Source organism: Methylobacterium sp. WL119 (genome assembly GCF_008039875.1).
In the GTDB taxonomy this organism is placed as follows: domain Bacteria; phylum Pseudomonadota; class Alphaproteobacteria; order Rhizobiales; family Beijerinckiaceae; genus Methylobacterium.
This window is the reverse complement of the sequence record NZ_VRUU01000006.1, coordinates 45,859-66,532: the sequence shown is the minus strand read 5'-3', so window position 1 is coordinate 66,532 and position 20,674 is coordinate 45,859. Positions and strand designations below refer to the sequence as shown.

The following is a 20,674-nucleotide window of genomic DNA, read 5'->3' as shown; positions in this document are numbered from 1 at the left end:
AAGGCCGATCAGGCCGCCGCCTCGATCTCCCCGCTCACCGAGAGCCATTCCTCCTCGGCGGCCCCGAGCGCCGCGACCGCGTCGGCGCGCATCTTCGCGATCTCGCCGGCCTTGGCCGCGTTCTGGAGGAAGGCGGTGCCGTCGCCGAGCGCCGCGTCGATCTTGGCGATGGCGGCGGTGAGCTTGTCCATGCGCGCCTCCAAGCCTTCGAGCCGCTTGCGCAAGGGGGCAAGCGCGGCGCGGCGCTCCACCGCCGAGCGCCGCGCCTCGGCCTGCTTGCCGCCCGAGGCGTCCTCGTCGCGGGCGGCGTCGCGCTCGGGACCGGCCAGCACGAGGCGCCGGTAATCGTCCATGTCGCCGTCGAAGGTTTTCACGGAGCCGTCGGCGACCAGCCAGAGCCGGTCGGCGCAGGCCTCGACCAGGAAGCGGTCGTGGCTGACCAGGATGACCGCGCCCTCGTAGTCGTTGATCGCCTCGACCAGCGCCTGCCGGCTCTCGATGTCGAGGTGGTTGGTCGGCTCGTCGAGGATCAGCAGGTGCGGCCCCTCGAAGGCGGCGAGCCCCATCAGCAGGCGGGCCTTCTCGCCGCCCGAGAGCTGCGAGACCGGCGTGTCCGCCTTGTTGGCGGGAAACCCGAGCCGGGCGGTGGCGGCGCGCACCCGCGCCTCGGGGGCGTCCGGCATCAGCGTGCGCAGGTGCGCCACCGCGTTCTCGGCCGGGCGCAGCTCGTCGAGCTGATGCTGGGCGAAGTAGGCGACCTTCATCTTCGAGGAGCGGCGCAGCTCGCCGGACAGCGCGTCGAGCCGGCCGCCGATGAGCTTGCAGAAGGTCGACTTGCCGTTGCCGTTGGCGCCGAGCAGCGCGACGCGGTCGTCGGGGGCGAGGCTGAGGTTGAGGCCCGAGAGCACGATGCGGTCGGGGTAGCCGGCCGCCACCCGCTCCATCGCCACGATCGGCGGCGAGAGCGGCTTCTCCGGGCTCGGCAGGTGGATCACCGGCACGTCGTCCTCGATCAGCCCGGCGATCGGCACCATCTTGGCGAGCTTCTTGACGCGCGACTGCGCTTGGCGCGCCTTCGTCGCCTTGGCCTTGAACCGGTCGATGAAGCTCTGGAGATGCGCCCGCTCGGCATCCTGCTTCACCTTGGCCTTGGCCTGGAGCATCCGCTTCTCGGAGAGCTGCTTGGCGAAGGAGGTGTAGCCGCCGCGGTAGATCGCCAGCTTGCCGCGGTCGAGGTGCAGGATGTGGTCGACCGACTCGTCGAGCAGGTCGCGGTCGTGGGAGATGATGATCGCGGTGCGGGGATAGCGCTCGAGGTAGTCGTAGAGCCAGATCGTGCCCTCGATGTCGAGGTAGTTGGTCGGCTCGTCCAGCAGCAGCAGGTCGGGCTCGGAGAACAGCACCGCGGCGAGCGCCACGCGCATCCGCCAGCCGCCCGAGAAGTCCGAGCACGGCCGGTTCTGCGCCGCCGCGTCGAAGCCGAGGCCGTGCAGGATCGCCGCCGCGCGGGCCGGCGCCGAATGCGCGCCGATGTCGACGAGCCGCGTCTCGATCTCGGCACGGCGCAGCCCGTCGGCGCCCTCCGCCTCGGCCATGAGCTTCGCGCGCTCGGTGTCGGCGGCGAGCACGACCGCATGGAGCGTCTCGGGCCCGGCCGGCGCCTCCTGCGCCACCGCGCCGATGCGCATGCCCTTGGGCATCGAGACCGCGCTCGCATCCACCGGCCACTCGCCGAGGATCGCCTTGAACAAGGTGGTCTTGCCGGCGCCGTTGCGGCCGACGAGGCCGACGCGGGCGCGGTCGGGGATCGAGAAGCTCGCGCCGTCGAGGATCAGGCGCTCGCCGATGCGGAGGGTGAGGTCGTTGACGCGGAGCATGGGGCGTTCTGGCGAGACCGGCGCCCGGTGGCAAGCGTGCGGTGCCATGCGCTTGAGCCGTGGGACGCCTCAGACCAGGTCCCAAGCCGTCGGGTCGGACATCAGCTTGGCGACCAGCGCGTGGTTGAGCTCGTGCCCGGTATGGGCCGCCGTCAGCCGCCCGAGGATCGGATGGCCGGCGAGCGCGAGGTCGCCGACGAGGTCGAGGACGCGGTGGCGCACCGGCTCGTCGGGCACCCGCATCCCGCCGACGATCCCCCCGCGCACGATCATCGCCGCCGAGCGCGCGCCGCAGCCCTGCAGGAACGGCTTGCGCGTCGCGAAGCCGTAGGCGCGCCCGAGCATCGCGCGCCAGTAGCGCCCGAAGCTGCGCGCCGGCGCGATCTCCGCGAGGAAGACGTCCGGCGTGACCGGGCCGGACCAGTCGAGCGGGCCGAAATGCGCCAGCGCGAGGTGGGCGGAGACGTGGAGCCCGTCATGCGGCGCGATGCGCAGCGTGCGCCGGCCGTCCACCACCTCGACGGTTCGCAGCACCCGGATCATGCGGCGCGGCTCGCCATTCTCGATCCGGCCCGCCGCGCGGATCGCGCGGCACCAGGGCACCGCGCTGCCGTCGAAGATCGGAAGCTCCTCGGCATCGATCTCGACGAGCGCCTCGTCGATGCGCTGGGCCGAGAGCGCGGCGAGCAGGTGCTCGACGGTGCGGACCAGCGGCCCCTCCGGCGAGCGCAACGCCGTGCACAAAGGCTGGCGCTCGCGCAGGGTCCACAGCGCCGGGACGTCGACCGTTCGCCCGCCGTGAAGCCGCCGGCGGAAGACGATGCCGTGCCCGGGCGGGGCCGGGCCGACGCGCACGGTCGCGCGGCGCCCGGTGTGAAGCCCGCGTCCCGCCAGCGTGAACGCGGCCCCGAGGGTCGCCCGACGACCGCCGAAACCGGGACCGGCCGGGGCGTGGCGCGCGTCGAGGGGGATCGAAATCGCCGCGCGTCCCGGCGCGAAAAGGTCGGGCGGTGAGGCCGGAGGCCTTCGATCGGGGGGCAACAGGCGCGGCATTCCGGATCCCGGGCGCCCTCGCAGGCCGAATGCGGTCCTTCACCTAAGCGACGTCGGCGCGAACGGGAAATCACAGTCTCGCGTAGTCCGGCGCGGCCCCATCCACCTCCATCGCCAACGGTCGGCTTGACCGGTGACGACCCGGTCGTCACGATCCCGCAACAAGCTCGACGACGCGATGCTCCGGGTCGGGCCGGTCGCGCGGACTTTCAGACGGTCCGCGGCGCGGCGGTCCCGGCGCATCGCGAAGGGACCGGTTTTCGATGGCACGGCTCTCCACCATTCCGTTCTTCAAGGAGCCGGGCATCGAGCTCGGCCCCTTCGAGACGCGCTGCCACTGGCGCCGCTTCGACGAGAACGAGGTGCTGGTCGACTTCGACGACGTCTCCACCGACGTCTACTTCCTCGCCACCGGCGAGGTGCGCATCCTCAACCGCACGCAGTCCGGCAAGGAGGTGATCCTGGGCGAGATGCGCGGCGGCGCGTTCTTCGGGGAGCTGTCGGCGCTGGACGGCGTCGGCCGCTCGGCCAACGTCACGGCGCTGACCCGCGGCGAGCTCTGCGTCGTCCCGGCCTCGGTGTTCCGGCAGATGGTGTTCGCCTCGGAAGCCATCGCCGACCGGCTGTTCCGCCTGCTGACCAAGCGCGTGCGCGAGCTCAACACCCGCCTGATGGAGCACGCGCTGCTCGACCTGCGCCACCGCCTCTATGCCGAGCTGCTGCGGCTCTCGGTGCCGCGGGCGGGCGGGGGCGACGAGCGGGTGGTGACGCCGCCGCCCTACCACCACGTGCTCGCCGCCCGCATCGGCTGCCGCCGCGAGCAGGTGACCCGCGAGTTCACGGTGATGGCGGCAGAGGGCCTCGTCGACCGCACCCGCGGCGCCCTGGTGATCCGCCGGCCGGACCTGCTGGAGGCCCGGGTCGCCGAGGCCCTGCGCGAGGACGGCTGAGCCCTTGTCCGCGCCGCTGCTGCGACTCGAGAACCTGACCAAGCGGTTCGGGGCCGGAACGGCCGTCGACGCCGTCTCCCTCGACCTGGCGGCGTCCGAGTTCTTCTGCCTGCTCGGGCCTTCGGGGTGCGGGAAGAGCACGCTGCTGCGCCTGATCGCCGGGTTCGAGGCGCCGAGCTCGGGCGCGATCCGCCTCGGCGACCAGGATCTCGCCGCGCTGCCGGCCCATCGCCGGCCGGTGAACATGATGTTCCAGTCCTACGCGCTGTTCCCGCACATGAGCGTCGGCCGGAACGTCGCCTACGGGCTCGATGGCCTCGTCGCCGGCCGCGCGGCGACGGCCGAGCGGGTCGCCGCGCTGCTGCGCCTCGTGCGCCTCGAGGGCTTCGCGGACCGCGCGCCGGCGACGCTCTCGGGCGGCCAGCGCCAGCGCGTGGCGTTGGCCCGGGCGCTCGCCCGCGAGCCGCGGGTGCTGCTCCTCGACGAGCCGATGGCGGCCCTCGACCGCACGCTGCGCGAGGAGACGCAGGCGGAGCTGCGCGCGCTGCAGCGCCGCCTCGCCACCACCTTCGTCGTCGTCACCCACGATCCCGCGGAGGCGATGACCCTGGCCGACCGCATCGGCGTGATGGATCGCGGCCGGCTCGTGCAGGTGGGCCGCCCGGCCGACCTCTACCGCCGGCCGGCCACGCGATTCGTCGCGGGCCTGCTCGGCGACGTGAACCTCATCCCCGGCCGCCTCGGGGCGGAGGAGCCCGGCCCGCATCGCGGCGTCGAGAGCGTGGTAGGACCGCTGCTTGCGCGCGCGCCGGACGCGCCGCTTTCAGCCGGCGCCGACATCGTCCTCGCCGTGCGTCCCGAAGACCTGAGCCTGAGCGGGGAGGGCGTGCCCGGGACGCTGGTCGAGGAGACCTTCCTCGGCGACCGCACCCGCCGCGTCGTCCGCCTCGCCGACGGCACCTGCCTGCGCGCGACAACCGCGCCGGGCGAGGGCGCGCCGGCCGTGGGCGAAGCGGTCGCGGTCCGCTTCGCCCCCGACGCCGCGACGATCCTGCCGGCATGAGGTCATCGGTCATGCGCGATGCACGGGACGATGAGGGGCCGGGCACCCGCTCCCGAACGGCTGCCGGGCTCAAAATCGTTACCGAATCTAAGACCCTGCCAGTCGCCCCGCCGCGGTCATCCCGGGGCTGCGCATCAGAGCCCGGGATCCAGAGCCGCCGACGGCGCCATCTCCAGCACGACCAGTGCATCTGGATCCCGGGCTCGCCTTCGGCGCCCCGGGATGACGGGGAGGGTGTGAAAGCGAAGTCCGGGAGACCGGGACGATGACGACGTCCCCAAGCGCGAGCCGCCTGCGCGTCCTTCTCCGCCTGCCGGTCTGGCTCTGGCTCGGCGCCTTCTTCCTGGTGCCGTTCGTCATCACCTTGAAGATCAGCCTGTCGGAGCCGGCGACCGCGATGCCGCCGTACCTGCCGGTGCTCGACTGGCGGGGCGGCGCGGGGGATTGGTCGGACTTCCTCAGGGCGCTCAATTTCGAGAACTACGTCACGCTCGCCACCGACGCGCTCTATCGCGACGCGGCCCTGACGTCGCTGGCCTACGCGCTCGCGGCGACCGCGATCCTGGCGGGCATCGCCACGCCGCTCGCCTACGCCATCGCCCGCAGCCCGGCGGCGCGCCAGCCGCTGCTCGTCGCGCTCGTCGTGGTGCCGTTCTGGACGAGCTTCCTGATCCGGGTCTACGCCTGGATCGCGATCCTGAAGCCCGAAGGCCTGCTCAATCTCGGGCTGCTGCGCCTCGGGCTGATCGCGCAGCCGCTGGAGATCCTGAACACCCCCGCCGCGGTGCTGATCGGCCTCGTCTACGCCTACCTGCCGTTCATGGTCCTGCCGCTCTACGCGGTGCTGAGCCGCCTCGATCCGGCGTTGCGCGAGGCGGCGGCCGACCTCGGCGCCTCGCCGACGCGGGTGTTCTGGACCGTGACGCTGCCGCTCGCCCTGCCCGGGCTGCTGGCGGGCGCGGCGCTGTGCTTCATCCCCATGGTCGGCGAGTTCGTGATCCCGGACCTGCTCGGCGGCTCCGAGACGCTGATGCTTGGGCGCGTGCTCTGGAGCGAGTTCTTCACCAACCGGGATTGGCCGCTCGCCTCGGCGGTGGCGATCCTGCTGCTGATTCTCGTCGTCGGCCCGGTGGTGCTGTTCCGCGACGCCGCCGCCGAGGCCGCGAGCGGCGAGGGCGCACCATGACCGCGCATCGTCCGACCGCGCTCACCCGCACGGCGCTGCTCCTCGGGCTCGGCTTCCTGTACGCGCCCATCCTGGTGCTGGTGGTCTACTCGTTCAACGCCTCGGCCCTGGTCACGGTGTGGGGCGGGTTCTCGACACGGTGGTACGGCGTCCTGCTCGCCGACGGGCCGTTGCTCGAGGCCGCCTGGGTGTCGCTCCGCGTCGCGACGCTGTCGGCCGTCATCGCGACGGCGCTGGGCACGCTGGCCGCCCTCGCGCTCGCGCGGCACGGACGCTTCCGCGGGCGCACGCCGTTCACCGGGCTCGTCACCGCGCCGATGGTGATGCCGGAGGTGATCACCGGCCTGTCGCTGCTGCTGCTGTTCGTCGGGGTCGGCATCGACCGCGGCCTCGGCGCGATCGTCGTCGCCCACGCCACCCTCGGCACCGGCTTCGTCGCGGTCGTGGTCGCCGCCCGCCTGCGCGGGCTCGACCGCGACCTGGAGGAGGCCGCCGCCGACCTCGGCGCCGGGCCGTTCCGGGTGTTCGCGACGGTGACGCTGCCGCTGCTCGCCCCCGGCATCGCCGCCGGGTTCCTGCTCGCCTTCACCCTGTCGCTCGACGACCTCGTCGTCGCGAGCTTCGTCTCGGGGCCCGGCGCGACCACCCTGCCGATGCGGCTCTACAGCCAGGTCCGGCTCGGCGTGAACCCCGAGATCAACGCCGCCTCGACGCTGCTCATCGCCGCGGTCGGCCTCGCGGTCGGCGCCGCGACGTGGCTCGGCGCCAGGCGGGGCAGCCGAGCCGCGGTGTAAGTTTCAGGCGAGCGCCACCGTGTAGGCCGCCTCGGTCTTGCCGCGGATCTCCTCCTCGGTGACGCCGTCGGCGAGCTCGATCAGCCGCATCCCGCCGTCGCCGTGCTTGTCGATCGTGAACACGCCGAGGTCGGTGATGACGAGGTCGACCACGTGCGTGCCGGTGAGCGGCAGGTCGCATTCCTTGAGCAGCTTCGGGCTCTCGGTGCCGTCCTTGTTCTTCGCCACGTGCTCCATCACGACGACGACGCGCTTGACGCCGGCCACGAGGTCCATGGCGCCGCCCATGCCCTTCACCATCTTGCCGGGGATCATCCAGTTGGCGAGATCGCCGTTTCCGGCCACCTGCATGGCGCCCAGGATCGACAGGTTGATGTGCCCGCCGCGGATCATCCCGAACGAATCGGCCGAGGAGAAGTAGCTCGTCGTCGGCAGCGCCGTGATCGTCTGCTTGCCGGCATTGATCAGGTCGGCGTCCTCCTCGCCCTCGAACGGGAACGGCCCCATGCCGAGCATACCGTTCTCCGACTGGAGCTGCACCGACATGCCCTCGGGAATGTAGTTCGACACCAGCGTCGGGATGCCGATCCCGAGGTTCACGTAGAAGCCGTCTTCCAGCTCACGCGCGGCACGCGCCGCCATCTGCTCGCGGGTCCAGGCCATTTTTCGATCTCCTGATGTGGGGCGCGTCCCGCGCCGTCCGCCGCACCCGCGGCGACGCGCTTCGCGCTTGCGGCCTGCCGGCCGGGTTCCTGTGGGGCGCGTCCCGCGCCGTCCGCCGCACCCGCGGCGACGCGCTTCGCGCTTGCGGCCTCACGGCCGGAGGTCGTCGCGGGCTCAGACGGCGGCGCCGCCGGCCGCGGCCGGAGCGGCCTCGGCGCGCTTGCGCACCGTGCGCTGCTCGATCCGCTTCTCGCGCCCCGGAACGTGGATGATCCGCTTCACGAAGATGCCGGGGGTGTGGATGTCGTCGGCGTCGATCTCGCCGGGCTGCACCAGGTGCTCGACCTGCGCCACTGTCATCGTCGCGGCGGTCGCCATCATCGGGTTGAAGTTCCGCGCGGTCTTCCGGTAGCGCAGGTTGCCCTCGGTGTCGCCGGTATGGGCGTGGACGATGGCGAGGTCCGCGAACAGCCCGCGCTCCATCACGAAGTGCTCGCCGTCGAATTCGCGCACCTCCTTGCCCTCGGCCACCTTCGTGCCGACGCCGGTTTTGGTGAAGAAGGCCGGGATGCCGGCCCCGCCCGCGCGGATGCGCTCGGCCAGCGTCCCCTGCGGATTGAACTCGATCTGGAGCTCGCCGCCGAGGTACTGCCGGGCGAACTCCTTGTTCTCGCCGACATAGGACGAGATCATCTTCGCGACCTGCCGGGTCTCGAGCAGCTTGCCGAGGCCGACGCCGTCGATGCCGGCGTTGTTCGAGACGATGGTCAGCCCCTTCACGCCCGATTCCCGCACCGCCTCGATCAGCTCGTCGGGGATGCCGCAGAGGCCGAAGCCGCCGCACATCACCATCATGTCGTTCTTGAGCAGCCCCGCGAGCGCCGACGTCGGATCCGCATAGACCTTCTTCATGGACACTGAACCCTTCCGGCCCGCGCGCGATCGCGCCGACATTCGTTCCGCGAAAGCTGTCCCCGATTCCGGCGCGCCGGTAAAGGCGCCCGGCGTCGGGAAGCGCGGCCCCGGCCGTCCGCACGAAGGCGGCGGGGACGGCCGGGCGCTGCGGGCAGACAAAGCCGATCGGACGCTTTAAGGGAATCACCCGAACGGTCCGATGCATGACGGCGGGGTGAGCCTGAAACATCCGGGGCCGCTCGTCGTCCCCCGTCGCGACTTCGCCGCCCCTCGGGCGGCCCGCGACGTGCCCGCCCGGAGTGCAATGTCGCCGCGCCGCCTCCTTCTTGCCGTCGGCTTCGCGTCGCTCGCCGTCCTCGGGACCGGCCTCGCGACCCTACCCTGGCCGGTCGGCACCCCGACGGCGGCGGCCTTCGTCAGCCGCGGCCTGCGCGATTTCGGCTTCGCGCTCACCGCCGAGGGCGCGACCACGATGACGTTGCTGCCCCTGCCGCGCCTGAGCTTCACCCGCACCCGGATCACCGCCGCGCAGGCCGGCAGCCCGGCGTTGATCGAGGGCGGCAGCCTCGATCTCGACCTCAACCCGCTCGCCCTGCTCTCGGGCCAAGCCGACCTCGGCTCGCTCGCGCTGGGGGGCGCCACGATCCACATGCCGGAGGGCGCCGACGATCCGCGCTGGGCCGAGCCAGTGCGCCGGACCGCCGCGCGGCTCGGCCAAGGCGGCACGAATCACCCGCGCCGGATCACGCTGGCCGGCGCGACCCTCGACGCGGCAAGCCCCGGCGGCGGCGCGCAGGCGGTCGACCTCACCCTCGCTTGGCCGCTCTGGAGCGCCGGCCTCGACGCGGCGGCGAGCTTCACCTGGCGCGGCGCGCGCACCAGCGTCGCGCTCATCGGCCTGCGCGCGAACGACCTGCTGAGCGGCGCCGCGTCGCCGTTCAGGCTCGATGCCGCCTGGCCCACCGGGAACCTGGCCGCAGAGGGCAGCGCCCGGACCGCGGGAGGCCTCGCCATCCAGGGGCAGGGGCGGATCGAGACGCGTTCGCTTTCCGAGACGATGGCCTGGATCGGCAGCGACGTGGCCTTGGCCCCCTTCATCCGCACGCTGGCCCTCGACGGACGCTTCGAGGCCGCCGGCCGCACGATGGCGTTCTCTAGCCTGCGCGCCACCTTCGGCGAGGACGTGCTCGAGGGCGCGGGGTCCGTGAGCCTCGGCGAGGCCCGCACCGCGGTCCAGGCCACGCTCGCCAGCGACAGCCTGAACCTGGCGCCCCTGCTCGGCGGCCTGATGCAGATCTTCGGCGGATCGACGGTCGACGGCGCCCCCCAGGGCGCTCAGGCGATCGCCCTGGGCCCGCTCACGGGCGGAGACCTCGACCTGCGCATCTCGGCGGCCGAGAGCCGGATCGGGCCGGTCCTCCTGAACGATCTCGCGGCGAGCGTGCTGGTGCGGCTCGGGGCGGTCGAGGTCGCCCTCAACCGCGCCGAGCTCCAGGGCGCGACCCTGAAGGGCCGGGTCGCCCTGTCGGCGACCGGCGCGGACGGGGCCGAGACCGAGGTTAAGGCGCAGGGCGCCTTCGACCGGCTCGACCTCGGTGCCCTCCTGCTCGACCTCGGCGAGTCGCGCTGGGTTCACGGCGGCACGCAAGGGCAGTTCGCCCTGGAGAGCACCGGGCGCGATGCAGCGGACCTCACCGCGCACGTCGCCGGACGGGCCGCCTTCGCCATCGACGGCGGCGTGCTCGCCGGGATCGACCTCGCCGACGTCCTGCATCGCAACGGGGCGGTCGCGCCCGGCGCGCTCGCCCGCCGCAACGGCCGCACCCCGTTCGAGCGGGCCGCGATCACGTTGAAGTTCGCCGATGGGATCGGCGAGATCGGCGAGGGCACCCTCAAGGCCGCCAACCTCACGGGCATCCTGCGCGGCCAGGTCTCGCTGCCGGCGCGCAGCGTCCGGGCCCGGGCGGAACTCGGCCCGAAGGCCGGGGGCGACAACGCCCGTGCAAGCCTCGCCTTCGACATCGACGGCCCGTGGGCCGGGATCCGCGTCCGCACCGGCCAGAAGGGCGCCGATCCGGACCAACGCGAGGACGCGCCGTCGTCCCTGCCCCTGCACGTGCCGACCTCGGTCGTGATTCCCGGCTCGGCGCGCGCCTACGCCCCCTGATCCGGAGTTCGGGCGAAGCTCGGATCCGCCATCCCGCGACGATCAATCGGCCTTGGGACGATCCGGCCTCTCGGTTTCGGACCGGGCCAGCTCCCGCCAGCGCAGCACGAGGCCCTCGAATGCGGCGAGGTCGTCGGCGCCGAGGCGCCCGAGCGTCCGCCCGACATAGGCCGCCTGCGCCGCGAGCCCCTGCGCGGCGAGGTCGGCGCCGGCCGGCGTGAGGTGGAGCGCATGCGAGCGCCGGTCGCCGGGGATCGGGCGGCGCTCGACCAGCCCGGCCTCGACCAGGCGGTCGATCAGACCGGAGACGTTGCCCTTCGTGACGTAGAGGCGCGCCGCCAGGTCCTGCTGGGTCAGGCCCTCGCGCTCGGTCAGCGTCGAGAGCACGTCGAATTGCGGGATCGACAGGCCGATGCCGCGCAGCGTCCCGCTCATCGCCGCCGTGACCCGCCGGTTGAGGCGGATGAAGCGGAACCAGACGCGCAGGGGATCGACCGCGGCGTCGGCAGGATCCGGATCGGGGACGGGGCGGGTACGCGGCATCACGGGGCCAAGCTATAGCAGACCGGGCGATCCCGGCGAGTGGCGCGGCCACGCGCCGGCCGGTATAGCGTTCGCGACCCCGAAGCCAGACACCAGCCATGCGCCGCCTTCTCGTCGAGGAACCCGTCACCCGCGCCGGCCCCCTGGCCCGGTGGGCCGCCCTGTTCTCGCTCATCGTGTCCGGCATCGCGATCGTGCTGGTCCGCGATCCCCGTGCGGAGGCCGGGCCGGCGCTGGCGACGCTGGCCGCGGGCCTCGGCGTCGCGGTGCTGGCGGTCGCGCTCGCCGGGTTCGCCTTCGTCCGGGTCTGGCGGGAAGGCGCCCGCGGCCTCGGTGCGGCGATCGGCGGCCTGGTCCTCGCGATGCTGGTGCTCGCCTACCCGGCCTACGCGGCGCTGCGGGGCTTCCGGCTGCCGGCGCTGACCGACGTGACCACCGACATCGACAACCCTCCGGCCTTCTCGCGCTCGCGCGCCGCGTTCGCCGCCCGGAACGGGCGCTACCCCGCCGATCCCGACCTCCCGACCCGCGAACGGCAGCGCGCCGCCTATCCGCAGACCGCGCCGCTGACCCTCGACATCGACGCCGACGAGGCGTTCGAGCTGGCGCGCAAGGCGGCGGTGAACCGCAAGTGGCAGATCGTCGAGGCGATCCGCCCCGGCGGGCGGACCGGCAACGGCCGGATCGAGGCGGTCTCGCGCAGCCTCATCCTCAACCTGCCCGACGACGTCACCATCCGCGTCCGGCCGCGTGCCGACGGCGCCCGCATCGACGTCCGCTCCGCCTCGCGGCTGGGCACGCGCGATTTCGGCGTCAATGCCGACCGCATCCGGGCCTATCTCGACGAGGTCGCGAACCTCGCGCTCGCCGTGAAGTAGGGTCGGGCGGCCGCGCGCGGCGGGCGGTCTCGCGCCTCAGCCGGCCGGCGAGGGGCCTGCTGCGAAGGTCCCGTCGAGGCGCGGCGCGCCCTGCGTCGCCACCAGCCCGCGCGCGACGAGATCCTCGAGGTGGGCGAACACCGACAGCGCCGCCGCGCCGCGCAGGCGCGGATCGAGGTTCTGGTACGTGGCCGCGACGATCGCCGGGATGGTGTCGTCGCCGGCGGCGATGCGCGCGCGGATCGAGGCCTCGCGGTGGCGGCGGTGGTTGGCCAACCCGCGCACGAAGCGCCGGGGATCGCGCACCGGGCCGCCATGGCCCGGCCAGTAGATGGTCTCGTCGCGGCCCCTGAGCTTGTCGAGCGAATCCATGTAGGCGCGCATCGAACCGTCCGGCGGCGCGACGATGCTGGTCGACCATGCCATGACGTGATCGCCGGAGAACAAGGCCGCCTCCTCCGGCAGGGCGAAGGCGAGGTGGTTCATGGTGTGGCCGGGCGTCTCGACCGCGACGAGGGTCCAGCCTTCGCCGGAGAGCGCATCGCCCTCGTGCATCGGCCGGTCGGGGACGTGGTCGCGGTCGGCGGCGGCATCGAGATGGCCGATCTCGCCGGCGCCGAGCGCGCGGGCGGCCCGATGCGGCAGGCAGCCGGCGATCGGCGCGCCGGTGCGTGCCTGCAGCAGGCGGGCGCCCGGGGAGTGGTCGCGATGGGTGTGGGTGACGACGATCGCCGCCACCGACTCTTGGCCGAGATCGGCGAGCAGGGCCTCGACGTGGCCGGCATCGGCCGGCCCCGGATCGATCACCGCGACGCGTCCGTGCCCGACGACGTAGGTGCAGGTGCCGCTCGCGGTGAACGGGCCGCCGTTCGGCGCGACCCGGCGGCGGACGAGGGGGCTCAACGTTTCCAGGCGGCCGCTCGCGGGCATCACCGTGTCGAAGTCGGGCGCATCGGTACCGGCATCCGTGTCCGCCATCCGAGGCTCCTTCCGATCCCGACCGGCGCGGTCGGCCCGGAGCTACGCGAACGCGCGGCGGCGGACAATCCGAAGCGCGAGGACGTCAACGGAACGGGGAGGGCGTGACCACGCGGATCGGGTTCTGGTTGATCGCGGCGCGCGCGGGGATGCGGAAGCCGTCGCCGACCGAGGCGACCTGGACGAGGCTCGCCCGCTCGGCCGTGCGCAGCGTCCGGCGGAAGGCGTGCGCCTCGGCGTCGCGCTGGATCGCGCCAACCTTCGCCTCGATCCGCCGGCTCTGGCCCCGCGTGATCGCGGCCTGCCGGAAGTCGACCAGGGCGACCGAGCCCGACCGGTTTCGCGTCACCACGTCGGCGCTGTCGCGGGTGGCGACGACGTCGCCCTTGCGCAGGGTGAGATCGCCGGCGAGCGGCAGGGGCGGGGTGCCGGGCGCGGCCTGGCAGGAACAGTTCTCGACGCGCCGCTGGCGGTAGATGTTGGCCAGAGCCGAGGCCCGGTAGGGCAGGCCCTGCGGGCTGATCGCGCGGTCGAGCTCGGTCTCGCGGGCGCCGAGGGTGTAGACGTTCGTCGGCGCCCCCGGGCAGGCGGCGGCGCAGGCCGCCTCGTGCACCGGCATGTCGGCCCGTGCCCCGAGATTGCCGATGGGGAAGAGATAGCCGTCGCACATCCGCACGCAGACCGTGCGACGCCCGGCCGAGGCGACGGCGACCCGCGTCACGCGCTCCGCGCGGGCCCGCTTGCGACGCGACCGGCCGAGCGGGAGGTCGGCCACGGGACGCGGGGTATGATAGACCGGGCGCGAATACCCGAGGCGGCGGCCGTCGGGCAGGTTGGCGTAGCGGCCGGGGCGGTGCGCCGGCGGCGCGGGCTGCGGCCGGGCGGGCGCGAAGAGTTCCTGGAAGAAGTCGAGCAGGCCGCCGCGCTCGGAGGCCTGGACGAGGCTCGATCCGATCGTGACGCTGCCGAGCCCGAGGATCAGCCCCGCCGCGGCGGTCCCGATCATCTGCCGCCGCGTTCCCCCGGAGCCGTAAAACCTCTGCCAGCGCGCCCAGAACGCCATGTCTCGTCAGGTCCCCGCCCATGCGGCATGCCGGCCCAGCGGTGGCCTGGGCGAGCGAGGCCGACTTAAAGGTTCGTTAAGCGGGGCGGCAAGTGCGGAAGACAACCGACACGATCACAACATCGCAGCGATCAGGCACAGGTATTGGCCCCTCGAGCGGCCTATTATGAGGACACCAGCAGGCGGCTCGACTTGGCGGACCTGTCGCGAGGCCATGCTCGTCGGCTTTGCCCGGTGGGCGGTGCGCGGCGCGTTCGAGCCTCCGCCGTGGGATTCCGGTGGACGGCGCATGAAAAAAGCCGCCCCGGAGGGCGGCTTGCTCAGCGACGGATCGACTCCGGCGGCGATCAATGCCGATGAGCGGGACCGTTCGGCCGGACCCGGATCGGAACCAGGCGCGGCTCGGGCCTCGGGGCCAGCGCACCCAGGACCTCCTCGACGCCGCGTGCCGCGGCACCTGCGGCGGAGCTGACGATATCGGTGAGGCGCTGGACGAGGGCGGACGCTTTTCTCATCGCTGTTCTCTGGTTTCGGACCTGGACTGAGGAACGCCGTTCGGAACGGCTCCGTTCCGGCTGCAGCCTCGTGTCCAACGAAGAGCAATATGGCGTGACATGCGCACCGGCGCGAGGGGGCGGGCGACGATTTCGGCGATGGATCGGCATCGGATCCGAGGCGCTCGATTTTTCGTGTGTGCAGGCATTCGAAGCGGCGGAACCGAAACAACGACTTGACGTTTGGGATGTCAGAAGGTCGCGGCCAAGCCCGCGTCCATGTTATCAAGGATAACGCAGATGCTCGGTTGGGCCGTTACGTTCCTCGTCGTGGCCCTCGGGGCCGCTCTGCTCGGCTTCGGTGGCATCGCCGGCACGGCGATGGAAGCCGCCAAGCTGGTGTTCTTCGTCGCGATCGTGCTGTTCGCCATCTCGGCCGTGATCGGCCTGATGCGCGGCCGCTCGCCCACGCTCTGACGCCGAGCTCGCATCCTGCGGGCGCTTCACGCGCCACAGGAACTGCAGAAGATGGAGCCGGAGCGCCTCAGGGCGACTTCGGCTCCTTCGCATCGAGACGCTCGATGAGCTCGCGAAATCGATCCGGGACGGGTTGCTGGACGAGTCCGTCGTAGAGGCAGCGGAGGTTGTGGCCGATGCGCGCCTGGGCCTGGTCGCTGAGGCGCGACGATCCATGCTCGCGCTTCTCGGCCCTCGAGCCCGCGGGCCCCGATTCTCCGACGGGCCTCAGGCCGGCATTGCCGATCGGCCTCCCCGCCTTCGCAGCGTCGGTCATCCTCACGTCCCCCGGTGCCGTTCGCGGCATCTGTGCATGAGGCACGCGCGCATTGTCTTGCCGCGCGACATACGCCATGGCTGCACCAGCAACGCCTCCGGCCAGAAGCGGTTCCGCGCCCTGCCGGAACGGAGTCGGATGCCCCGCGTTGGGGCGGCAGGTTGAATAGCAGGCCGACAAGGCACAGGGGATCGTATGTCGACATCGCAACTCGTGGTGCAGCACCTGCCGTACCTGCGGCGCTACGCGCGCGCGTTGACGGGCAGCCAGGTGGCGGGCGACGCCTACGTCGCGGCAACTCTGGAGACGCTGGTCAACGAGCCGGATACGCTCGGCCGCAGCACGAACGTGAAGGCCGACCTGTTCCGGGTGTTCACCCGCATCTGGAATTCGCTCTCGGTGAACGGCCGCAGCGAACAGGTGCAGCACGATCTCCCCGCCGAGGTGCGGCTCGGCCAGATCACGCCGCTGCCGCGCCAGGCCTTCCTGCTCTCCTGCCTCGAAGGCTTCTCGGAGGAGGACGCGGCGATCATCCTCGACGTCGACGTCAGCCAGGTGCGCGACCTGGTCGACGAGGCGGGACGCGAGCTCGCCGCGGACATGGCCACCGACATCCTCATCATCGAGGACGAGCCGCTGATCGCGATGGACCTCGAAGCGCTGGTCGAGGGCCTGGGCCACAACGTCATCGGCGTCGCCCGCACGCGCACCGAGGCCGTCAAGATCGCCTCCGAAAGCAAGCGCCCGGGCCTGATCCTTGCCGACATCCAGCTCGCGGACGGCTCGTCCGGCCTCGATGCCGTCAACGACCTGCTGAAGACCTTCGAGGTCCCGGTGATCTTCATCACCGCCTACCCGGAGCGATTCCTCACGGGCGAGCGCCCGGAGCCGGCCTTCCTCATCGCCAAGCCGTTCCAGCCCGCCAACGTCTCCGCCGTCATCAGCCAGGCGCTGTTTTTCCAGCAGACGGCACGCCGGCGTGAAGCCAAGTCGGCCTGACCGGGAGGCGGTCCACAACCGCCTCCGCGCCAATCCGCAGAACGAAAAAACCCCAGCGACGAGCCGGGGTTTTTTGTTGCCCGCCAAGGACATCGGTCCAGGCATAAAAAAACGGGCCGGAGAAATCTCCGACCCGTGGATGAGGTTCCGGCCGATGCACAAGGGGAATGCGGGGAGGACCAGGTGGCCGGGTGCTCGATCAACGGGCGTGCGCGAACCAAGTTCCGGGCGCGAACCGTTTTTCGACGCCTGTGGCGTCCGCGCCACTCCGGGTCGCTGTGGACAAGGTTCCTCGTGCCCGGCACCGCCACGAGAAACTGTTGCCGAATACTGATTTCGTCAAAAGCGAGGCCGTGACGGAACCGGATCATGGAAGACGCGTTTTCCGTTCATCCTGTCAAGCTCCCATTCGGAGACCACGACGATGCTTCGGTCAGGCTTCCTTCTCGGCGTGAGTGCACCGGCCGCCATCCTGACGTTGCTCGTCCACCCGATGGTCCAGGCGAGCGCGGACCAATGGGTCCCCACGACCACGGTCGCAGCCCCCGGTCCGGCCGCGTTCGAAGCCCGCCCCCTGCCGGGCATGCGCCCGGTCTCGATCGCGATCCGGCCGAGCCGCGTGGCGAGCCTGCAATCCGAGCCGAACCGCGCCCTCCCGGCCGCGTCGGACACGGCGCAGGAGATGGGAACCAAGCCGCCGCTCAAGCCGCGTCGGATGATGCGCGAGGGCTGCGAGGCGGCGCTCAGCTCGCTGGTCGGCCCCGAAGCCCGCCGCATGATCCCCGGCCGCTGCATCTCCTGAGGCGACACCGATCAGCCTACCGGCTTACGGTGCACGACGCGAAGGCCCGCTCCATGTTCTGGAGCGGGCCTTCGCGTTGTGCGGCACGGAAGCGGACATAAAAAAGGCGCCTGCCCAGCGAAGGGCAGACGCCGCGCGTCTCGAAGGGCGGTCGATCACTCGGCGCCGTCGCGGCCCGTACCGGTGGCCTGACCGCCCTTGCGGCCGGCCGTCGAGGCCAGTTCGCGGTCCTGCGAGAACGAACGCTTCTCAGCCGGCACGCTGCGGCCACCCTTGCTGGCGATCTCGCGCTGGCGCTCGAGATCCATCGACGCAAAACCTCGCTTCGAGGTTGAATTACCGGATGCCATCAGCTCCTCCTCAGGCTTCTCTTCACCCTTTCACAACCTTCGCCAGTATCCGAAGGTTCCTCTCACGCTTCCGCGACAAGCTTAGCCGCAACCACGTCGGTGCGCTGGCGTTGGAAGACAGCGGTGGGGCAAACGACAATTCAGCGCCTGCGTCGAACGAGGTTTTTTCGAGCATGACGAATCGCGAGATGGTCTCCGGTGCGGCCAAGGTTTCGCCGGAGGCCGCGCCGAAGCCGAACACCGCGGCGCTTCCGCCGATGCCCGCGGACGAGGGCAGCGCGACGCCGACGACGCAGGTCGAGCCGATCGATTCGCCCCAACCGAACGCCAGCGCCGGCCGCGAGCCGCCGAGCGCCGAGAAATCCGGCTTGGCGACGAAGCGCTGAGCGGCCTCAGGCCTGCCGGGGCCGGCGGTTGAGCAGGACGATCCCGATCGCCATCGCGAGGATCGTCCCGGCGGCGGCGAAACTGAGGACGCGGCGGATCATCGGCGTGTAGACGCCGGTCGCGGCATCGTACCCGTAGCAGAGCAGGACGAGGCGGTCGGCGAGGCTGCCGGTCCGGCCCTCGCCGGCCTCGACGAGGGCGAGCCGCAGGTCGCTGCCGTTCAGCGCCAGCGGCGACAGGACGCGGGCGACACGGCCGTCGCCGGTGAGCAGGATCGCGGCGGCGGGGTGGGCGAAGCTGTCGGTGCCGGCGTCGTAGACGAAACGGTAGCCGAGCGCCTGCGTCAGCCGATCGACCGTGGCGGCGTCGCCCACCAGCGCGGCCGCCTTCGCCGAAAGCCCCGGGTTCCCGAGCTCGGTCTCCAGCATGTGCCGCGCCGCGGCCGCGTCGTCGCGCGGGTCGATCCCGACGAGGACGAGGCTGACGTCGCGGCCGGCGACGAGGCCGGTTGCGGCCAAGGCCGCCCCGGACATCGACAGCATCGGGTCGCAGACGTTGCCGCAGGTGTAGTCCACCGGCAGCAGCAGGGTCGGCCGGCCGCCGAGCGCCTCGCCCAGCGTGGTCGGCCGGTCGCCCGCGGCATCGTTCCAGGCGAGATCGAGGGGAACACGGGCGCCCGGAGGCGGCACGACCGCGACGCGCGCAAGCTCGGTCCGGTTCAGGCGGGCGGCGGCCGGCGTGGCGGCGAACGCGATCCCGACGAGGAGCGCGGCGAGGCGAGGATGGCGGGCGCGGCGCATGGCACCTCCGGTGGGGGCCTGCATGCCCGATCGCGTTCGACGGGGCATCCGGGTCACGCCGTCGCAGCGTGCCGCCGGGACGGGAGGGCTGGACAAGATCGCCGCAAGCCGCATGGATGAGGCGGCCGGCGCCATCACGAGATCCGGCGCGGTGCGGAGTTCCACCTATGACCCTCGATACGGAGGTTACCTCCCTTCGGCAGGTGCCGCTGTTCCGCGAGGTCGAGCCGTCGCGGCTGAAGCTGCTCGCCTTCACCAGCGAGCGGGTGCATTTCGAGGCGGGCCAGCAATTCTTCACCCGCGGCGACGTCGCGGATGCCGCCTACCTCATCCTGGAGGGCAGCGCCGCCGTGACCATCGACGGGGCCGCGGGGCCGGTGCGTCTCGCCCTGCTCGGGGCCAACGCCCTGGTCGGCGAGATGGGCATCCTGGCCGACCAGCCGCGCTCGGCCACCGTCACGGCCGAGACGGCGGCCACCGCCCTGCGCATCGACCGCGGCGTGTTCCTCGAGCTGCTGGCGCAGTTTCCGCAGATCAGCATCGCGCTGATGCGCGAGCTGGCCCTGCGCCTCGAGCAGACAAACCAGGCGCTCGCGCAGAGCCGCGCCTGAGATCGCGCGATCGGGCGTCACGGCGCCGGGTAGGTGATGAACTCCATCAGCGACCCGTCCGGATCGCGGAAGTAGATGCTGGTCCCGGGCCCGGCCGCGCCGTGGCGCTCCACCGGGCCGAGCTCGACGGGGACGCCGTGCGCGGCCAGGTGCGCCATCGCCTCCTCGATCGTGCCGGACCAGCGGAAGCACAGGTCGCTGCCGCCCGGCATCACTGGCTTCTCGGCGAGCGGCTCCGGGGTCAGCCCGGGGCCGTGGCAGTTCAGCTGCACCCCGCCGAGCCGGTACGCGAAGCCCGCGCCGGCCGGGACGATCTCGGCGCCGACCACGTCGCCATAGAAGGCGTTCGCGCGCGTCCAGTCGCTGACGTGGATCACGCAATGGTCGAGGTGGATCGCCGGGCGCAGCGGCGTCTCCGGCAATGCGCCTTGCATCTCGGGAAGGGTGAGCGTGTCGGCCATGATGCGCCTCGTCTCGGAACCGATCCGAGAGAGTTAGGGCGCAAGCCACGGCCGAACGAGGCGAAATCCGGGCAATCGTGCCGGGCGCTTCATCCAACCTGAGACGCAAAAGTCACATCGTGGGGGGCGGCGAGGCGGTAGGCATGATCCGAACGCTTCCTCGCCTCGTGAGGCCCCATGCCCCTCCGCCGGATCCTCCTCGCTGCGGTCCTCATCGCGCCGCTCGCAGCCTGCAACCAGCGCGGGCCCGTGAACCTCGCCGCCAACGACGAGGAGGCGGCGTGGTATGTCGGCTCGATGCCCGACAAGCCGTTCGACGTGCCGCTGGTCGACACCAACCGCCTCGATCCGAAGTACCGCCGGCAGGTCGTGAGCTATTCCGGCCCCGAGCGGCCGGGCACCATCGTCGTTGACATCGACAAGCGTCAGCTCGCCCTCGTCCAGGCCGACGGAACGGCGATGCAGTACGGCGTCGGCGTGGGCAAGCTCGGCTTCTCGTGGAAGGGCGAGGCCCGGGTCGGCCGCAAGGGCGTCTGGCCGGACTGGAGCCCGACCACGACCATGGTCGCCCTCCATCCGGAGATCGACCGCCAGCGCAAGGGCGGCGTCGACAACCCGCTCGGCGCCCGCGCGCTCTACCTCTACCAGGGCAACCGCGACATCCTGTTCCGCATCCACGGCACCAACGAGCCCTGGAGCATCGGCGAGCAGATGTCGTCGGGCTGCGTCCGCATGCTCAACGAGGACATCGTCGACCTTTACGAGCGCGTGCCGGTGGGGACGCAGGTGCTGATCAAGCGCAACGGCAAGTACCGGGTCTGAGCCGATCCGGTCCGAACGGCCGGCT

General features: G+C 72.0%; 23 protein-coding genes. 12 read left to right on the top strand and 11 right to left on the bottom strand.

What is annotated here, in order from left to right; all coding sequences use genetic code 11:
• Window positions 1-8: 8 nt before the first annotated feature.
• A complete protein-coding gene (locus FV227_RS04850) occupies window positions 9-1,877 on the bottom strand; it encodes an ABC-F family ATP-binding cassette domain-containing protein (RefSeq protein ID WP_147727454.1) in 1,869 nt (622 codons plus the stop codon).
• 69 nt (window positions 1,878-1,946) lie between these two features.
• Window positions 1,947-2,930, bottom strand: a complete 984-nt coding sequence (locus FV227_RS04845) for a UDP-3-O-acyl-N-acetylglucosamine deacetylase (protein ID WP_147727455.1) — start codon at window positions 2,928-2,930, stop codon at window positions 1,947-1,949.
• 263 nt (window positions 2,931-3,193) lie between these two features.
• Here FV227_RS04845 and FV227_RS04840 point away from each other — a divergent pair, with 263 nt between their 5' ends.
• From FV227_RS04840 to FV227_RS04825, 4 genes are all read left to right on the top strand, one after another.
• Window positions 3,194-3,880, top strand: coding sequence for a Crp/Fnr family transcriptional regulator (locus tag FV227_RS04840; RefSeq protein ID WP_147727456.1), 687 nt, complete (start codon window positions 3,194-3,196; stop codon window positions 3,878-3,880).
• A 4-nt stretch (window positions 3,881-3,884) separates the two neighbouring features.
• Window positions 3,885-4,943 (top strand): ABC transporter ATP-binding protein, encoded by a 1,059-nt coding sequence (locus FV227_RS04835; protein WP_147858422.1) that lies wholly within the window; start codon window positions 3,885-3,887, stop codon window positions 4,941-4,943.
• Window positions 4,944-5,208: 265 nt separating this feature from the next.
• Window positions 5,209-6,129 (top strand): ABC transporter permease subunit, encoded by a 921-nt coding sequence (locus FV227_RS04830; RefSeq protein ID WP_147729344.1) that lies wholly within the window; start codon window positions 5,209-5,211, stop codon window positions 6,127-6,129.
• Entirely contained in the window at window positions 6,126-6,923 is a 798-nt protein-coding gene (locus tag FV227_RS04825) for an ABC transporter permease subunit (RefSeq protein WP_147729343.1), read from the top strand. Before FV227_RS04830 ends, FV227_RS04825 begins: the two co-directional genes overlap by 4 nt.
• 3 nt (window positions 6,924-6,926) lie before the next feature.
• Here the strand turns inward: FV227_RS04825 and FV227_RS04820 are convergent, their stop codons facing one another.
• Window positions 6,927-7,586: a 3-oxoacid CoA-transferase subunit B gene (locus tag FV227_RS04820; RefSeq protein ID WP_147729342.1), complete on the bottom strand. Its 660-nt coding sequence runs from the start codon at window positions 7,584-7,586 to the stop codon at window positions 6,927-6,929.
• A 174-nt stretch (window positions 7,587-7,760) separates the two neighbouring features.
• Window positions 7,761-8,498 carry a CoA transferase subunit A gene (locus tag FV227_RS04815; RefSeq protein WP_147858454.1) on the bottom strand — a complete coding sequence of 246 codons (738 nt, stop codon included), beginning with the start codon at window positions 8,496-8,498 and terminating at the stop codon, window positions 7,761-7,763.
• 217 nt (window positions 8,499-8,715) lie between these two features.
• Between FV227_RS04815 and FV227_RS04810 the strand changes: the two genes are divergently transcribed.
• Complete coding sequence (locus tag FV227_RS04810) at window positions 8,716-10,668, top strand: AsmA family protein (protein WP_246686354.1); 1,953 nt, start codon at window positions 8,716-8,718, stop codon at window positions 10,666-10,668.
• Window positions 10,669-10,710: 42 nt separating this feature from the next.
• On the opposite strand, the gene FV227_RS04805 is transcribed toward FV227_RS04810, so the two are convergent.
• Window positions 10,711-11,211 (bottom strand): MarR family transcriptional regulator, encoded by a 501-nt coding sequence (locus FV227_RS04805; RefSeq protein WP_147729407.1) that lies wholly within the window; start codon window positions 11,209-11,211, stop codon window positions 10,711-10,713.
• Window positions 11,212-11,309: 98 nt separating this feature from the next.
• Between FV227_RS04805 and FV227_RS04800 the strand changes: the two genes are divergently transcribed.
• Window positions 11,310-12,089 carry a DUF1499 domain-containing protein gene (locus tag FV227_RS04800; protein WP_147858421.1) on the top strand — a complete coding sequence of 260 codons (780 nt, stop codon included), beginning with the start codon at window positions 11,310-11,312 and terminating at the stop codon, window positions 12,087-12,089.
• 36 nt (window positions 12,090-12,125) lie between these two features.
• On the opposite strand, the gene FV227_RS04795 is transcribed toward FV227_RS04800, so the two are convergent.
• A complete protein-coding gene (locus tag FV227_RS04795) occupies window positions 12,126-13,067 on the bottom strand; it encodes an MBL fold metallo-hydrolase (RefSeq protein WP_147858420.1) in 942 nt (313 codons plus the stop codon).
• Between the two features lie 85 nt (window positions 13,068-13,152).
• Window positions 13,153-14,073: a DUF2865 domain-containing protein gene (locus FV227_RS04790; RefSeq protein WP_147858419.1), complete on the bottom strand. Its 921-nt coding sequence runs from the start codon at window positions 14,071-14,073 to the stop codon at window positions 13,153-13,155.
• A gap of 851 nt (window positions 14,074-14,924) precedes the next feature.
• On the opposite strand from FV227_RS04790, the gene FV227_RS04785 reads away from it, so the two are divergent.
• Entirely contained in the window at window positions 14,925-15,101 is a 177-nt protein-coding gene (locus tag FV227_RS04785) for a DUF1328 domain-containing protein (protein WP_147858418.1), read from the top strand.
• Window positions 15,102-15,168: 67 nt separating this feature from the next.
• Here the strand turns inward: FV227_RS04785 and FV227_RS04780 are convergent, their stop codons facing one another.
• A complete protein-coding gene (locus tag FV227_RS04780; protein ID WP_187274681.1) occupies window positions 15,169-15,417 on the bottom strand; it encodes a NepR family anti-sigma factor in 249 nt (82 codons plus the stop codon).
• A 195-nt stretch (window positions 15,418-15,612) separates the two neighbouring features.
• On the opposite strand from FV227_RS04780, the gene FV227_RS04775 reads away from it, so the two are divergent.
• The gene (locus tag FV227_RS04775) at window positions 15,613-16,416 is read left to right on the top strand and encodes a response regulator (RefSeq protein WP_147727398.1); all 804 of its coding nucleotides are present in this window, start codon (window positions 15,613-15,615) and stop codon (window positions 16,414-16,416) included.
• 424 nt (window positions 16,417-16,840) lie between these two features.
• On the top strand, window positions 16,841-17,218 hold the full coding sequence (locus FV227_RS04770; protein WP_147727397.1) for a hypothetical protein: 378 nt from the start codon (window positions 16,841-16,843) through the stop codon (window positions 17,216-17,218).
• Between the two features lie 155 nt (window positions 17,219-17,373).
• Here FV227_RS04770 and FV227_RS04765 read toward each other — a convergent pair whose 3' ends face one another.
• Window positions 17,374-17,568, bottom strand: coding sequence for a KGG domain-containing protein (locus FV227_RS04765; RefSeq protein WP_147727396.1), 195 nt, complete (start codon window positions 17,566-17,568; stop codon window positions 17,374-17,376).
• A 173-nt stretch (window positions 17,569-17,741) separates the two neighbouring features.
• On the opposite strand from FV227_RS04765, the gene FV227_RS04760 reads away from it, so the two are divergent.
• Window positions 17,742-17,954, top strand: coding sequence for a hypothetical protein (locus FV227_RS04760; RefSeq protein ID WP_147727395.1), 213 nt, complete (start codon window positions 17,742-17,744; stop codon window positions 17,952-17,954).
• Window positions 17,955-17,960: 6 nt separating this feature from the next.
• Here the strand turns inward: FV227_RS04760 and FV227_RS04755 are convergent, their stop codons facing one another.
• Window positions 17,961-18,755: an SCO family protein gene (locus FV227_RS04755; protein ID WP_246686355.1), complete on the bottom strand. Its 795-nt coding sequence runs from the start codon at window positions 18,753-18,755 to the stop codon at window positions 17,961-17,963.
• Window positions 18,756-18,922: 167 nt separating this feature from the next.
• Here FV227_RS04755 and FV227_RS04750 point away from each other — a divergent pair, with 167 nt between their 5' ends.
• Entirely contained in the window at window positions 18,923-19,366 is a 444-nt protein-coding gene (locus FV227_RS04750; protein ID WP_147727394.1) for a Crp/Fnr family transcriptional regulator, read from the top strand.
• A 17-nt stretch (window positions 19,367-19,383) separates the two neighbouring features.
• Here FV227_RS04750 and FV227_RS04745 read toward each other — a convergent pair whose 3' ends face one another.
• Window positions 19,384-19,827 carry a VOC family protein gene (locus FV227_RS04745; RefSeq protein ID WP_147858417.1) on the bottom strand — a complete coding sequence of 148 codons (444 nt, stop codon included), beginning with the start codon at window positions 19,825-19,827 and terminating at the stop codon, window positions 19,384-19,386.
• Window positions 19,828-20,004: 177 nt separating this feature from the next.
• On the opposite strand from FV227_RS04745, the gene FV227_RS04740 reads away from it, so the two are divergent.
• Complete coding sequence (locus FV227_RS04740) at window positions 20,005-20,649, top strand: L,D-transpeptidase (RefSeq protein ID WP_147727392.1); 645 nt, start codon at window positions 20,005-20,007, stop codon at window positions 20,647-20,649.
• The last annotated feature ends 25 nt before the right edge of the window (window positions 20,650-20,674 follow it).